The 15,353-nt window shown below is 41.7% G+C and carries 12 protein-coding genes and 1 pseudogene; 12 read left to right on the forward strand and 1 reads right to left on the reverse strand.

Going from position 1 to position 15,353, the window contains the following annotated elements; translation table 11 throughout:
- Positions 1–628 (reverse strand): annotated as a pseudogene (locus H5232_RS03970) (signal recognition particle-docking protein FtsY); the annotation flags it as partial.
- A gap of 212 nt (positions 629–840) precedes the next feature.
- Between H5232_RS03970 and rsmD the strand changes: the two are divergent.
- The 12 genes from rsmD to H5232_RS04030 all read left to right on the forward strand — a co-directional run bounded on the left by rsmD (position 841) and on the right by H5232_RS04030 (position 15,332).
- Positions 841–1,440, forward strand: coding sequence for a 16S rRNA (guanine(966)-N(2))-methyltransferase RsmD (gene rsmD, locus H5232_RS03975; RefSeq protein WP_145234805.1), 600 nt, complete (start codon positions 841–843; stop codon positions 1,438–1,440).
- A gap of 163 nt (positions 1,441–1,603) precedes the next feature.
- Positions 1,604–1,819 (forward strand): 30S ribosomal protein S21, encoded by a 216-nt coding sequence (gene rpsU / locus H5232_RS03980; protein ID WP_002957797.1) that lies wholly within the window; start codon positions 1,604–1,606, stop codon positions 1,817–1,819.
- Between the two features lie 20 nt (positions 1,820–1,839).
- A complete protein-coding gene (locus tag H5232_RS03985) occupies positions 1,840–2,286 on the forward strand; it encodes a GatB/YqeY domain-containing protein (RefSeq protein ID WP_145234803.1) in 447 nt (148 codons plus the stop codon).
- 169 nt (positions 2,287–2,455) lie between these two features.
- Entirely contained in the window at positions 2,456–4,210 is a 1,755-nt protein-coding gene (gene dnaG / locus H5232_RS03990; RefSeq protein ID WP_182797866.1) for a DNA primase, read from the forward strand.
- A gap of 131 nt (positions 4,211–4,341) precedes the next feature.
- Positions 4,342–6,183, forward strand: coding sequence for an RNA polymerase sigma factor RpoD (rpoD, locus tag H5232_RS03995; protein WP_145234798.1), 1,842 nt, complete (start codon positions 4,342–4,344; stop codon positions 6,181–6,183).
- Between the two features lie 68 nt (positions 6,184–6,251).
- The gene (prmA, locus tag H5232_RS04000; RefSeq protein ID WP_149983109.1) at positions 6,252–7,133 is read left to right on the forward strand and encodes a 50S ribosomal protein L11 methyltransferase; all 882 of its coding nucleotides are present in this window, start codon (positions 6,252–6,254) and stop codon (positions 7,131–7,133) included.
- Positions 7,134–7,414: 281 nt separating this feature from the next.
- Positions 7,415–8,386 carry a tRNA dihydrouridine synthase DusB gene (dusB, locus tag H5232_RS04005; RefSeq protein ID WP_179959235.1) on the forward strand — a complete coding sequence of 324 codons (972 nt, stop codon included), beginning with the start codon at positions 7,415–7,417 and terminating at the stop codon, positions 8,384–8,386.
- Positions 8,387–8,406: 20 nt separating this feature from the next.
- The gene (fis, locus tag H5232_RS04010) at positions 8,407–8,697 is read left to right on the forward strand and encodes a DNA-binding transcriptional regulator Fis (RefSeq protein WP_002957804.1); all 291 of its coding nucleotides are present in this window, start codon (positions 8,407–8,409) and stop codon (positions 8,695–8,697) included.
- A 211-nt stretch (positions 8,698–8,908) separates the two neighbouring features.
- The gene (gene purH, locus H5232_RS04015) at positions 8,909–10,495 is read left to right on the forward strand and encodes a bifunctional phosphoribosylaminoimidazolecarboxamide formyltransferase/IMP cyclohydrolase (RefSeq protein ID WP_182717208.1); all 1,587 of its coding nucleotides are present in this window, start codon (positions 8,909–8,911) and stop codon (positions 10,493–10,495) included.
- A gap of 108 nt (positions 10,496–10,603) precedes the next feature.
- Positions 10,604–11,422 carry a class I SAM-dependent methyltransferase gene (locus H5232_RS04020; protein ID WP_182717209.1) on the forward strand — a complete coding sequence of 273 codons (819 nt, stop codon included), beginning with the start codon at positions 10,604–10,606 and terminating at the stop codon, positions 11,420–11,422.
- A 14-nt stretch (positions 11,423–11,436) separates the two neighbouring features.
- Positions 11,437–12,720 carry a phosphoribosylamine--glycine ligase gene (gene purD / locus H5232_RS04025; protein WP_149983113.1) on the forward strand — a complete coding sequence of 428 codons (1,284 nt, stop codon included), beginning with the start codon at positions 11,437–11,439 and terminating at the stop codon, positions 12,718–12,720.
- 92 nt (positions 12,721–12,812) lie between these two features.
- A complete protein-coding gene (locus H5232_RS04030; RefSeq protein WP_182830576.1) occupies positions 12,813–15,332 on the forward strand; it encodes an EAL domain-containing protein in 2,520 nt (839 codons plus the stop codon).
- Positions 15,333–15,353 lie beyond the last annotated feature (21 nt).

The raw sequence follows: 15,353 nt of genomic DNA on the forward strand, positions 1-15,353 counted from the left end.
GCTCTAAACGCTCAGCTTCGGCTTGCTCTGTTGCTATGCGCTCTTGCTCTAAAAGCATTGCTTCTTCTTGCTGTACTAAACGAGCGGCTTCATCGCGGCGTTGTTGTTCTGCTTGTTCTGTTGCTGCTAATTCAGCATCAGTGATAGCTTGGCGTTCAGCATCACGTGCCTCAGCTTGCTCTGCAGCAATGCGCAGTTGCTCTACACGCTCAGCCTGCTCTGCGGCAATGCGTTGTTGTTCTGCGCGCTCAGCTTCGGCCTGCTCTGCGGCAATACGTTGTTGTTCTACACGCTCAGCTTCGGCCTGTTCTGCTGCAATACGTTGTTGCTCTGCACGCTCAGCTTCCGCTTGCTCTGCAGCAATGCGCTGTTGCTCTACACGTTCAGCCTCTGCCTGCTCTGCAGCAATGCGCTGTTGCTCTGCGCGCTCAGCTTCCGCCTCTTCTGCAGCAATTCGTTGTTGCTCTAAACGCTCAGCTTCAGCTTGCTCTGCGGCAATACGCTGTTGTTCTAAGCGCTCAACTTCCGCTTGTTGGTTATCGGCCTCTTGGGCGGTCTGCTCTACTTGTTGGTTTTTATCTGACTTACCAAAACCAAACCAAGACAGGAATTTATTTTTTTTTGCCATACTTGCTAATAACCACTTATAAAAATCTGATAAACTAACGGTAATACTTTGTGTATTCGCTGCATTGCTTTAAAACAAAGCCGCTAATAACCACAACATATTGTCTAAGATGCTCATAGTAACACTTTTAGCGCAGTTGAAAAATGACACGCTACTATATGATTGCAATATTATCTGAGCTGGATTCTAGATACCATTTTTTAGTGAGCTAAATGAGAAATAAATCACCACAAAAACAAGTGAGTAATAAAGCCAGCGATGGCGTTATTAGGATCATCAGCGGGCAATTTCGTGGTCGTAAATTACCAGTAAAAGATGTGCAAGGTCTTCGTCCAACCACAGATCGTATCAAAGAAACGGTATTTAACTGGTTAATGCAAGATACTCGCGATACTAAAGTACTCGATTGTTTTGCAGGTTCCGGTGGATTAGGTTTTGAAGCACTCTCTCGTTTTGCTCTCAGTGCACGCTTTTTAGAGATGGATAAACTAGCCGCCAACCAATTACAAACTAATATTGACACGTTAAAACTCACTAATGCTGAAGTAATTTGCACCGACAGTTTGCTTTATTTAAGTAACAATACTCAGCAACAACAGTTTAACTTAGTGTTTATTGATCCACCTTTTCGCCAAGGTTTAGCCCAAAAATGCTGTGACTTACTTACTGAAAATGACTGGCTAAGTAAAAATGCCCTCATTTATGTTGAAGTAGAAAGTGAGATGAGTGCGTTGCAAACGCCTAGCAATTGGCTGTTATTAAAAGAAAAAGCGGCGGGACAAGTATTTTGCCGCCTCTATGAACTACAGTAAAATTAGTAACATAGAAATATTTTTTGTTTCCACTTGGAGCAGACAATATTTATCCTTTACATGTGGTGCGGCTTCGGATTACAATACTGCACCATTTTTGAACCACTTGATCATTGTTTGATCAACTTGAGCAACGCTCATTATTTAGGTAGGTGAATTTTTAATGCCAGTAATTAAAGTAAGAGAGAACGAACCGTTTGACGTAGCACTTCGTCGCTTCAAGCGTTCATGTGAAAAAGCAGGTATCCTTTCAGAAGTTCGTCGTCGCGAGCACTATGAAAAGCCAACAGCTGAGCGTAAGCGTAAAAAAGCTGCAGCGGTTAAGCGTCACATGAAGAAGCTTTCTCGCGATAACGCACGTCGCGTTAAATTATATTGATCAGTATTGGTCTTGTATAAATGAGCCTTTTAATAAAGCTAAAAGATGCGCAAAAAGATGCGATGCGAGCGAAAGACAAATCTCGTCTTAACCCAATTCGTATGGTGCTTGCTGCAATCAAGCAGCGTGAAATTGACGAGCAAATAACACTTGATGATGACGGTATTACCGCAGTATTAGTGAAGCTTGTTAAACAACGCCGTGATTCTTACACTCAGTATACTGATGCTGGCCGTGAAGATTTAGCCGAAATTGAAGCCAATGAGATTACAGCTCTTGAAGAATTCTTACCTCAACAATTGAGTGAAGAAGAAATCATAGCTCTTATTGATGCGGCTATTGCTGATACTAACGCAGCAGGTATGCAAGATATGGGTAAAGTAATGGGTATAATCAAAAGCAAAGCTGAAGGTCGCGCCGATTTAGGTAAGATCTCTGGTTTAATTAAGCAACGATTAACTGCCTAATACTCCCACATACAGATGTATGATTTAAGCAAACCGAGCCATGTGCTCGGTTTCTTCGTTTTTCGCTTTAATAAAAATAGCATTTGTGTTCAAATCTAAATTGTAGAACTAAATTATCTGATATTTCGTTCACCTTATTTTCTATTTATCTCAGGACTACACTTTACTAATGGCTGGAAAGATCCCACGTAATTTTATAGATGATTTACTTGCCAGAACCGATATTGTTGAGCTAATTGACTCCAAAGTTGGCTTAAAAAAAGCGGGCAAAGATTACCAAGCCTGTTGCCCTTTTCATAACGAAAAATCCCCATCATTTACAGTATCTCAAGACAAACAGTTTTATCATTGCTTTGGTTGTGGTGCGAACGGCAACGCTATTTCATTTGTTATGGAATACGACAAGCTTGAATTTGTTGATGCCATTGAAGAACTTGCAAGCATCCTAAATCTTGATGTACCTCGAGAGCAAGGCACCAGTAATGGTCCAGAGCGTACCGCAGAACAAAAACGCTCAGATTACGATTTAATGCTCCATAGTGCGCGTTTTTATCAACACCAGTTAAAACATCATGCTAATTCAGCAACCGTAATAGACTATGTAAAAGGCCGAGGCCTAAGTGGCGAAACCGTTAAAAAGTTTATGATTGGTTATGCCCCCAGTGAATGGGAAGGCCTTTGCCAACAACTTGGCCGCAATAAAGCACAAAAAGAGCAATTAGTTGAGCTAAAGCTGGCCTCAGAGAAAACCCCAGGCCGCCAATTTGACTTCTTTCGTGATCGCTTAATGTTCCCTATTCGCGATAAACGTGGTCGTGTTGTTGCCTTTGGTGGCCGTGTGATGCAAGCGGATCAAGGACCTAAATATTTAAACTCGCCAGAAACCCGTATCTTCCATAAAGGCTTTGAACTATATGGATTATATGAAGCAAAACAAGCGCATAAAAAGCTCGACCATGTACTCATAGTTGAAGGCTATATGGATGTTGTGGCACTGAGCGAGCAAGGTATTGAATATGCGGTAGCTGCGCTTGGTACTGCCACCACCACTGAACACATGCATACATTGTTTAGAGCCACTGACCGGGTAATTTGTTGTTATGATGGTGACCGCGCTGGCCGAGATGCCGCTTGGCGTGCACTCGAAAATGCCCTGCCCTATTTAAATGATGGCAAAGCGCTACTGTTTGTATTTTTACCAGACGGTGAAGATCCCGATTCATTAGTACAAAAAGAAGGCAAAGAAGCGTTTGAACTACGTTTATCTCAAGCCGATGATTTTACTAAAGTGCTATTTAATAAACTCAGCCAAGAGATTGATTTAACTACCGATGCAGGTAAAGCTAAGCTTCTTAGTGCTGTGCTTCCGTTGGTTGAGAAAATCCCTAGTCAGTTTTATCAAGAAAACTTATTAGAGCACTTAGGTCGATTAATAGGCCGCACTAAAGAGCAGTTAAACAATCGCTTAAAAACACCTAAACAGCAGCATGCGATTGAGCGAAAATTTAAAATTACGCCAATGCGTCGCGCAATTGGGTTACTAATTCAGCACCCTAAATTAGCCAATACAGTGCCTTATTTAGCTGATTTAGCACAAATGAATATTGCCGGTATCGCCTTGCTTATTAGGTTGCAACATTGCGCTTTACAAAAAAGTGACATTACTACAGCGCAATTAATTGAATCATTTCGAGAAACACCCGAGTACGAGGCGCTCATTAAGCTCGCTACTTGGCGTCATGAGATCAATGACGACCGTTTAGAGGACGAATTTAAAAATACTTTCAGATTTATTGAAGATCAGTGTTTAAATTATCGACTCGAGACCTTATTAATAAAAGACAAGACCCAAGGACTTACGAGTGAAGAAAGACTAGAATGTTTAGCCCTTACTCAAGCGTTAAAAGGGTCGAAAAGACACTAACAGCTAGTCAAAAATGAATTATGCTGTTATACTGTGCTATTCACTGCGTCAAATAATACTTAGCTTGGCTTAATAAATAAGCAAGCTGGCGCCTGTTGTATCAACTTATCAGAGTGGAAGAAACAATCTCTATGGATCCAACTCCTCAGTCACAATTAAAACTTCTGATTCAAAAAGGTAAAGAGCAAGGTTACTTAACTTTTGCAGAAGTTAATGATCACCTTCCACAAGATATTATCGATTCAGATCAAGTAGAAGATATCATTAGTATGATCAATGATATGGGTATCAAGGTTAGCGAAAACGCGCCTGATGCCGATGAATTGATGATGCAAGAAACAACAACAGATGAAGACGCAGCGGAAGCTGCAGCCGCTGCGCTTGCTACTGTAGATAAAGAAATCGGCCGTACAACGGATCCGGTTCGTATGTACATGCGTGAAATGGGTACTGTTGAATTGCTTACCCGTGAAGGCGAAATTGTTATCGCTAAGCGTATTGAAGAAGGGATCAACCAAGTACAAATCTCGGTTGCAGAATACCCTGAAGCAATTACATACCTACTTGAGCAATGGGATAAGTTTGAAGCAGAAGAAATGCGCTTAAGCGACATTATCTCTGGTTTCTTCGATCCTAATGAAGATGCTGCGCCAATCTCTGCTACCCATATCGGTTCTGAATTAAGCGAAAAAGAACTTGATGATGAAGATGACGATGATACTGATAGCGATGATGAAGACGAAGAAGAAGTAGATACTGGCCCAGATCCTGAAGAGGCTCGTGTTCACTTTGAAAATCTTCGTGATCTTTATAATAAAGCGCGCGACACGTTTGATAGTAAAGGCCGTTCACATCCAGAATCGCAAGCTGCGATTTTTGAGATTGGTGAGCTGTTTAAAACCTTTAAACTAGTGCCGAAACAGTTTGATCGTATGGTTAACAACATGCGTGAAATGATGGACAGAGTTCGTGTTCAAGAACGTATCGTCATGAAACAAGCTGTACAAATCGCTAAGTTACCGAAGAAAACTTTTGTTAAGCACTTTGCTAATAATGAAACTGATGCTGCATGGATTGATCTTGAGATTGCTGCGAATGAAAAACATTCTGCAAAATTAGAAGAAATCAAACCAGAAATCATCCGCTGTATTAATAAACTATGTGTAATCGAAGAAAGCACAGGTTTAAGCATTGAGCGTATTAAAGACATCAACCGTCGTATGAGCATTGGTGAAGCAAAAGCGCGCCGTGCGAAAAAAGAAATGGTTGAAGCTAACTTACGTCTTGTGATCTCAATTGCGAAAAAATACACCAACCGTGGTTTACAATTTTTGGACTTAATCCAAGAAGGTAACATTGGTTTGATGAAAGCTGTTGATAAGTTTGAATATCGCCGTGGTTATAAGTTTTCAACTTATGCTACGTGGTGGATCCGTCAAGCAATCACCCGCTCTATCGCCGACCAAGCGCGTACAATCCGTATTCCGGTGCATATGATTGAAACGATTAATAAACTTAATCGTATTTCTCGTCAAATGCTGCAAGAAATGGGTCGTGAGCCAAATCCAGAAGAATTAGCAGAACGCATGATGATGCCTGAGGATAAAATCCGTAAGGTACTTAAGATTGCTAAAGAGCCAATTTCAATGGAAACGCCAATCGGTGATGATGAAGATTCGCACTTAGGTGACTTTATCGAAGATACCACTATTGATTCGCCAATCGACTCGGCAACAATGGAATCTCTTCGTGGCGCTACCAATGATGTGCTTGCTGGCTTAACAGCCCGCGAAGCTAAAGTATTGCGTATGCGTTTTGGTATCGATATGAATACCGACCATACCCTAGAAGAAGTAGGTAAGCAGTTTGACGTAACGCGTGAGCGTATTCGTCAAATCGAAGCGAAGGCACTACGTAAATTACGCCACCCTTCACGCTCTGACTTATTGAAAAGCTTCTTAGATGCTAAGTAATTAGCAAATACAGATTTAAATTTAAAAGGCCGCTGTAGCGGCCTTTTTTCTATTTACAGGAAATAATTATGGCTTGGATCCAAATCCGTATCAATGCTAATGCTGCAACCGCAGATGCAGTAAGTGATCTATTAATGGAGGCAGGTAGTGCGTCTGTTACCTTTATTGATGCTAAAGACACCCCTATTTACGAACCAAAAATCGGCACTGTGGTGTTTTGGGCTGACACGACTGTAATTGGTTTATTCGAAGCTAACCACGATATGAATGCGGTGATAGCTCTATTACAGCGCCATGATGAGTTAAAAGACACCTTAGTGTACAAAATAGAGCAACTTGAAGACAAAGACTGGGAACGTGAATGGATGGATAACTTCCACCCAATTCAGTTTGGTGAAAAACTATGGATCTGCCCAAGCTGGCGTGATATTCCCGATCCTGATGCCGTCAATGTACTGCTTGACCCTGGCCTTGCTTTTGGCACTGGCACTCATGCTACCACCGCTTTGTGCTTAAAATGGCTTGAAAGCCAAGATTTGACCGGTAAAACTGTGGTCGACTTTGGTTGTGGCTCTGGAATTCTAGGTATCGCAGCTATCAAACTTGGCGCTGAGCGCATGATCGGCATCGATATCGATCCTCAAGCCCTTGAAGCAAGCTTAGATAACGCACAGCGTAACGGCGTTGCCGATAAACTCGAAGTATACCTGCCAGAAAATCAGCCTGAGTTTAGCGCCGATATCGTGGTGGCCAATATTTTAGCTGCGCCACTGCGTGAATTACACAGTGTGATATTAGGCTTGTTAAAACCAGGTGGTAAAATTGCCATGTCGGGAATTTTAGAAGAACAAGCGCAGTCGGTAGCAGATGTTTATGCCCCTTTTTTAGCGCTTGATGATATCGCTGTTGAAGGTGAATGGACACGAGTAAGTGGCATAAAAAAAGCTTAACTTACTGGGATCGGCAATTTAGAGTATTAACGTAAAACCTTCAGGTAAAGCCTGTAATTAACAGGCTTTACCTATTATTTACACGCCAAAAAACAGAATGATTTCTTACCACAAATTACTTCTGTATAAAATTCACACAAATAAAGCCATTCGTCAAACTGTTATCAAATGTCAATACGCAAAAGTCAAAAAAAAGTCACTTTTGTTCAATTTATAGCCTTTGATTTTTGCAAAAAAAACCGTAAACTTAGCGCCCCTTGAAAAGAGGCCTATTGAATACAGTGCGTATCGGAACATACCAATTAGAGAACAATGTAATTGTAGCGCCAATGGCGGGAATTACTGATAGACCATTTAGACAACTTTGTCGCCGCTTAGGTGCGGGGCTTGCCGTGTCTGAAATGCTCTCGTCGAATCCTTTGGTATGGAAAACCGAGAAATCGATGAACCGTATGGATCATAGTGGTGAATCGGGAATACGTGCGGTGCAAATCGCAGGAGCTGATCCCGAGCTTATGGCTCAGGCTGCACAATTCAATGTAACTAATGGTGCACAGATCATAGATATAAATATGGGGTGCCCAGCAAAGAAAGTGAACAAGAAACTCGCAGGCTCAGCCCTATTACAGTTTCCTGATTTAGTGGAAGAGATTATTGATGCAGTGGTTAGCGCTGTTGATGTACCTGTAACACTAAAAATCCGTACAGGATGGGATCAGGACAACCGTAACGGTGTCGAGATTGCGAGAATAGCTGAACGTTATGGCATAGCTTCATTGGCCGTACATGGGCGTACACGCGCATGTATGTACAAAGGTGAAGCTGAATACGCCACTATTAGGGATATTAAACGTTCAGTGTCGATACCTGTCGTTGCAAATGGAGATATAACGTCTCCTGAAAAAGCAAAACAGGTTTTGGACTATACGGGTGCAGATGCCATTATGATTGGTCGAGCCGCCCAAGGTCGCCCTTGGATTTTTAGGGAGATAGACCACTATTTGCGAACCGGTGAACATTTACCTGTGCCTCCAATTGAGGAAGTACGTGGTATTTTGATGGAACACTTAGTGAACCTTCATGCGTTTTACGGCGAACCAATGGGAGCGCGCATCGCTCGCAAACATGTATCTTGGTATTTGCAAACCCATGACAGTGACGGTCAGTTTAGGCGAGTATTTAATGCTCTCGATAATCCACAGGCACAAATCGAGACATTAGAGCAATACTTTAAAACACTAGCAGCTAACTAAGAAAGAAAGAGATATAAACAATGTTCGAACAAAACGTGACTTCTCCATTTATCACTAACCCTCATGTTCAGTCACACGAGAAACCGCAGCCATTACGCGATGCAGTGAAGAAAGCTGTTCATCACTATTTAAAACAGCTTAACGGTCAAGATGTGCAAGACGTTTACGACCTTGTTCTTTCAGAGCTAGAAGCACCATTACTTGAAGAAGTAATGACTTACACACGTGGCAACCAAACACGTGCGGCAATCTTACTAGGTATCAACCGCGGTACTTTACGTAAGAAACTAAAGAAATACGGCATGAACTAATACCGTGTTGTGATTTATCACAACATTCGTTTGAAAAAGCACCTTCGGGTGCTTTTTTTATATCTTTAAAAATCCTCAAAAAAGCGTCTAATTGCAAAATCCTCACTCTGTATACCCAAATGACTTGTGTATAAATATCGTTTTTTAAGCGATATTCAGTTAAAATAGCGCCTTTCTAAGCTAGCTCAAACACTGAGGTAATCAAACTACAATGGATACACATCGTCCAATTCGTCGCGCACTACTAAGTGTGTCAGATAAAACCGGTATTGTTGAATTTGCTCGCGCTCTTGAATCACAAGGCGTAGACATCTTATCAACTGGCGGTACTTGTAAATTACTTGCTGATAACGGCATTAAAGTCACTGAAGTATCTGACCACACAGGTCACCCTGAGATCATGGATGGTCGCGTAAAAACTCTTCACCCAAAAATTCATGGCGGCATTTTAGCGCGTCGTGGTCAAGATGAAGATGTAATGGACGCTCATAACATCTCAGCTATCGATATCGTTGTAGTTAACTTATACCCCTTTGCGAATACAGTCGCTCAAGAAAACTGCAGCCTTGAAGATGCCATTGAGAACATTGATATCGGCGGCCCAACGATGGTGCGTGCTGCGGCCAAAAACCACAAAGACGTGACTATTGTAGTAAACGCCAAAGATTACGACCGCGTGATCAGCGAAATGCAAAGCAACAATGGTTCAACTACATACAAAACACGTTTTGATCTTGCCATTGCAGCTTACGAGCACACCGCGCAGTACGATGGCATGATTGCTAACTACTTCGGTAAGATGGTTGCTGATTACACTGATGAAGCAGCTGAGGAAACTAAATTCCCACGCACTATCAATATGCAGTTTACTAAAAAACAAGACATGCGCTACGGTGAAAATTCACACCAAGATGCAGCTTTTTATGTTGAAAACGACGTTCAAGAAGCGTCTGTTGCAACTGCCATACAACTGCAAGGTAAAGCACTTTCTTTCAATAATATTGCTGATACAGATGCAGCTCTTGAATGTGTGAAAGAATTTGATGTACCAGCCTGTGTTATTGTTAAACATGCTAACCCTTGTGGCGTTTCAATCGGTGACAACATCCTTGAAGCCTATGATCGCGCATTCAAAACCGATCCTACGTCAGCATTTGGTGGCATCATCGCCTTTAACCAAGAGCTTGATGCTGATACCGCTGAAGCGATTGTGTCACGTCAATTCGTTGAAGTGATCATTGCACCTAAAGTATCAGAAGCTGCTGCACAAATTATTTCGGCTAAGCAAAATGTACGCTTACTAGAGTGTGGCCAATGGTCAGGCAAAGCGACAGGTCATGACATCAAACGCGTTAATGGCGGTGTACTCATCCAAGACCGTGATTTAGGTATGGTAACGCAAGGCGACTTAACGGTTGTGTCTAAGCGCCAGCCTACTGAGCAAGAACTTAAAGACTTATTATTCTGCTGGAAAGTGGCTAAATTTGTTAAATCAAACGCCATTGTTTATGCCCGTGACGGTATGACCATTGGTGTAGGCGCAGGCCAAATGAGCCGCGTTTACTCAGCTAAAATTGCCGGAATTAAAGCCGCTGATGAAAACCTTGAAGTTAAAGGTTCAGTAATGGCATCTGATGCGTTCTTCCCATTCCGTGATGGTATTGATGCAGCTGCAGAGGCTGGTATTACTGCGGTAATCCAACCAGGTGGTTCAATGCGCGATGAAGAAGTTATCGCTGCCGCTGACGAAGCTGGTATGGCAATGGTGTTTACTGGCATGCGTCACTTCCGCCATTAATCACAAAAAGAGCTAACTGCATCAGTTAGCTCTTTTTGTTTGCTACAAATTCACGTATTCTGCTTATTCTATAACCTATTCTAAAAATATAATGTGAAGGAACAGACGATGAAATTTGCACTAAAATCTCTACTTGTTGCCACCCTTGCGATGACATCAACTATGGCTATTAGCCATGAGCATGGCCATGATTCAGCATTAAATAATGCAGTTAAATCAAGCGAGCGCAGCAGTGATCGCGATCAATACCGCCACCCTGTCGAAACATTAGAGTTTTTTGGTTTTAAACCAACTATGACTGTTGTTGAGATTGCGCCTGGCGGCGGCTGGTACAGTGAAATTTTAGCGCCAGCACTGAAAGAGCAAGGCACTTATTATGCCGCGCATTTCCCTGCTGACTCATCGGTGGGTTATTACCAACGAGCTCTAGCTGGCTTTAAAAAGAAAATTGCTGAAGATGAGCGATTCAATAAAGTAAAGCTGACTGAATTCGCCCCTTCAACACATTTAGACATTGCCCCGGCGAGCAGCGCAGACATGGTGTTAACCTTCCGCAATGTACATAATTGGTATATGAGCAAAGATAAAGACGCCGCAGCTAATGCATTTAAATCTTTTTACAAAGCACTTAAACCAGGTGGTACTTTAGGTGTGGTTGAGCATCGCCTACCTGAAGCGCAAGCTGATGAAATGCAAAAGTCATCAGGTTATATGAAGCAAAGCGTGGTAATCGAACTTGCTAAACAAGCAGGCTTTGAACTTGCAGCAAGCAGTGACATAAATGCAAACTCACTTGATACAGCCGATCACCCACAGGGTGTATGGACCCTTCCACCAAGCCTTAAACTTGGCGAGCAAGATGCCGCTAAATATAAAGCTATTGGTGAAAGCGACCGCATGACGCTGAAATTTAAAAAACCGCTTTAAATAGGATATTCGCCATGAATGTATTAGTCATTGGCAGCGGCGGCCGCGAACACGCACTTGCGTTCAAAGCCGCTCAAAATACAAAAGTAAACACTGTTTATGTTGCACCAGGTAATGCCGGTACAGCGCTTGAACCCAAGCTTGAGAATGTTGCCATTAACGTTGAAGATCTCGATGGCCTACTTAGCTTTGCACAAAACAATAATGTTGAGCTAACCATTGTTGGACCTGAAGTACCATTAGTACTTGGCGTGGTAGATAAATTCCGTGAACACGGTTTAGCTATCTTTGGCCCAACAGCAGGCGCTGCGCAACTAGAAGGCTCTAAGTCATTCACTAAAGACTTTTTAGCCCGTCATGCTATCCCAACTGCGGATTATCAAACGTTTGAACAAATCGACCCTGCGCTTGCTTATTTAAAAGAAAAAGGCGCGCCGATTGTAATCAAAGCTGATGGTCTTGCCGCAGGTAAAGGCGTCATTGTTGCCATGACTGAAGTTGAGGCTGAAGATGCTATTCGCGATATGCTAGCCGGTAACGCTTTTGGTGAAGCTGGCAGCCGCGTGGTAATCGAAGAGTTCTTAGAAGGTGAAGAAGCCTCATTTATCGTGATGGTTGATGGTAAAAACGTATTACCTTTTGCTACCAGCCAAGACCACAAACGCGCTTATAATGGCGATCAAGGTCCGAACACTGGCGGTATGGGGGCATACTCACCAGCGCCAGTGGTAACCGATGAAATTCATCAGCGCATTATGAACGAAGTGATCTACCCAACAGTAGAAGGTATGGCAAGCGAAGGCCATCCTTACACTGGCTTCCTCTATGCTGGTTTGATGATCGATGACTCTGGGACCCCTAAAGTAATCGAATACAATTGCCGTTTTGGTGATCCTGAAACACAACCTATGATGCTTCGTTTACAGTCTGACTTAGTTGAACTGATTGAAGCAGCTAATCGTGTTGAACTTGATAAAACGACGATTGAGTTTGACTCACGCGCAGCAGTGGGTGTGGTACTTGCAGCTAAAGGCTACCCTGATAACTACCCAAAAGGTGATGCAATCAGTGGCTTGAAAGTAACCTACCCAGAAGGCGAAAAAGTCTTCCATGCGGGTACTAAGCAAGACGGCGATAACGTAGTGACTGCCGGTGGCCGAGTATTATGTGCAACGGCGCTAGGTAACACAGTTACCGAAGCGCAGCAACGTGCCTACCAACTAGTTGATGAAATTAGCTGGCAAGGTATGGAATACCGTACAGATATTGCTTATCGCGCTATTGCTCGCGAAAAATAGGTCTAACCAGCAGCTATTAATAATAAGCGCAGTTTATCTGCGCTTTTTTAGTGCTACACTAAAACCGTGATGTATTACATATAAGTAGCACCTTGGAACAACAGCCATTTAAATACCATATTATTGCATTGTTTATTTTGAGCATACTATTGTTCATCGTATATACGTTTGCGAATCATTTAGCCACCCCTACTCGCTATACAATCAATAAAACAGCTGCGGTTTATTTAGCGCAAAGCTATCGCATAGATCCATCAAAATCATTAACACTTACAGCATTTTTAGACGAATCTAATTCACGTATTGCAGAGCCCTTTGACACCATTCCATGGGGGCTAAAATCTCAAAACTATTGGCTGCTGATGAAGTTAGACAATAGGACAGCAGTATCAAAAGAGCTTTACGCCCACTTTGATAATCCGATGATTGATTATTTGACTGTTTATCAACTCGATAACCAAGGCCAGTTAATTAACACCTTTAATTTAGGCGATCGGCAAACAGGATTAAGCTTATTTGAATACAGTGTACCGCATATAGAATTTACTGTTGCCGCACAAAACCAGAGTTTTTTGGTCATAAAAATAGACACTACAGGGATCAGTAAAACCCCAATTAACTTATATGGCGAGGCTGAATTTAAAGATTTACTCCGTGCACAAACCGCTATCTGGGGCATTTTTGTTGGCGTACTAATCATGGCGGCTTTATATAATTTAGTACTGTATTTTGGTATTCGTGATCGGGTTTATCTTATTTATATTGGCTACATACTGTCAGCGTTGATCCTAATGGGCTCGGTATTAGGCTTTGGTTTTTACTTATGGCCAGTATCCTTACAAAAGCTTTTTAACCTCCATATAGTGGTAAGTAATTACGCCATCGCATTTTTTACGCTGTCATTTTGTACTATGTTTTTACGTTATCATAAAGATAAATGCTGGCGCTATAAACTAAGCCTAATACTATTGAGCTTAATGTTCGTTTTAGGGTTCGCCAGCTTTTTCATTGTTGAATATATTTCTTCGCAAATATTTTTTGCTGTGTTGGTATTACTCTATATTGTTTGTATTATTTTAATTTACAACAAACTACTTAGCGGCTTTCGTTGGGCTAAGTTTTATATGATCTCGTGGATCCCACTGATCATTGGCGCTGCAATCCAACCTTTAGAACTAACAGGCGTATTAGAATATAGCTTCACCACCCGCCATGCTTTTTTGGTTGCGATTCTTTGTGAAGTCATCTTAATGGCTATGGCGCTTGCCGATAGAGTGCGCTATCAACGAGAAAAGGCGTTGTACCACGCCACTCATACAGAACAAACCAAGTTATTAAACAGTGCTATGCTAAAACAAGCCTATATGACTTTACAGCTCAATCAGCGCACAGCAAGCTTATGCTTAATTAGAATTACTGATTTTAATTCTCTCAGTCATATTTTAAATCAAACTCAAAGCTGTCAGCTCGTTGTTGCTATAGCTAAATCTCTTGAGCTGCAACTGAGTAAAGAGCGCGAGTTTATCAATTTAGATAACAATTTAGATACCTATCCGCGGATTGCCGATTTGAGCAACGGTGTGCTAGCATTCATTTCAATTAAAACTCAAAGTGCGCAATCACTGCATGATAAATTAACCAAAATCCGCAAAAGCTTACCGAAGCATCATCCAGTGCAAGGGTTTGATTTACAGTTAAACTACGCAATGGGTTATTGTATCCTAGATGGTGAAAGTGGCTTTGATACATGGTTGCAAAATGGCTATTTTTCATTAACCGAAGCGCCACAAACAAGCTATCCAAATAATCACTCAAAAGTAATGCCTGTCACTATGAACATTAGCTTAGCGGCTGCATTCCAAAATGCCTTAAAAACTAACCAGTTAACTATTTATCATCAGCCACAAATAGATTTACGCAGCGGCCAAACGATTGGCAGTGAAGCCTTATTGCGCTGGCCTAATGCTCCTTATGAACAAATCAATATTGAAGCTTTAATTCTATTAGCTGAACGTACTGGTCTTATCAATGAACTTACATTATGGGTGCTCGATCAGGCTTGCCAAGATATCGCTAAGTTTAATCACGCAGGTTTTTTTAAGCATAAAGTAAGCGTTAATTTAAGTGCTAAAAACTTAATGATCCATAATTTAATTGAGAAAATTGAAAACACTTTACTCAAACATAACGTTCCTGCTAAACAACTTAAATTTGAACTTACTGAGTCAGCTTTAATTGCAAACCAACAGCAAATGATTAGCTTAGTTGAACAATTAACCCGCCTTGGTATTGAAGTGATTTTAGATGATTTTGGCACTGGCTATTCGTCACTAAATTGTTTTGTTAGCTACAACTTTTCAACCTTAAAAGTAGATAAATCATTTATTATAGGTCTCCCTACTCACAGTGCTAATCGAGTAATTGTTAAGGCTGCGATAGAAATGGCGCATAGTTTGGGTTTAAAAGTTACCGTCGAGGGAGTTGAAGATGTCACAACACAACAACTTTTAAAGGCCATGGGGGCAGACTACGGGCAAGGCTACTATTACTCCAAAGCCATCGCTGTGGATGACTATTTGCTGTGGTTAGCTGAAAATAAACAAGCTAATTAAGTAAAATTGCCACATGTTTAA

This window comes from Pseudoalteromonas sp. SG41-5 (assembly GCF_014164495.1).
In the GTDB taxonomy this organism is placed as follows: domain Bacteria; phylum Pseudomonadota; class Gammaproteobacteria; order Enterobacterales; family Alteromonadaceae; genus Pseudoalteromonas; species Pseudoalteromonas rhizosphaerae.

What these genes read in the sequence shown, in the direction of transcription:
- rsmD (WP_145234805.1), top strand. Translation starts at nt 841, where the DNA reads ATGAGAAATAAATCACCACAAAAACAAGTGAGTAATAAAGCCAGCGAT.
- rpsU (WP_002957797.1), top strand. Translation starts at nt 1,604, where the DNA reads ATGCCAGTAATTAAAGTAAGAGAGAACGAACCGTTTGACGTAGCACTT.
- H5232_RS03985 (WP_145234803.1), top strand. Translation starts at nt 1,840, where the DNA reads ATGAGCCTTTTAATAAAGCTAAAAGATGCGCAAAAAGATGCGATGCGA.
- dnaG (WP_182797866.1), top strand. Translation starts at nt 2,456, where the DNA reads ATGGCTGGAAAGATCCCACGTAATTTTATAGATGATTTACTTGCCAGA.
- rpoD (WP_145234798.1), top strand. Translation starts at nt 4,342, where the DNA reads ATGGATCCAACTCCTCAGTCACAATTAAAACTTCTGATTCAAAAAGGT.
- prmA (WP_149983109.1), top strand. Translation starts at nt 6,252, where the DNA reads ATGGCTTGGATCCAAATCCGTATCAATGCTAATGCTGCAACCGCAGAT.
- fis (WP_002957804.1), top strand. Translation starts at nt 8,407, where the DNA reads ATGTTCGAACAAAACGTGACTTCTCCATTTATCACTAACCCTCATGTT.
- purH (WP_182717208.1), top strand. Translation starts at nt 8,909, where the DNA reads ATGGATACACATCGTCCAATTCGTCGCGCACTACTAAGTGTGTCAGAT.
- H5232_RS04020 (WP_182717209.1), top strand. Translation starts at nt 10,604, where the DNA reads ATGAAATTTGCACTAAAATCTCTACTTGTTGCCACCCTTGCGATGACA.
- purD (WP_149983113.1), top strand. Translation starts at nt 11,437, where the DNA reads ATGAATGTATTAGTCATTGGCAGCGGCGGCCGCGAACACGCACTTGCG.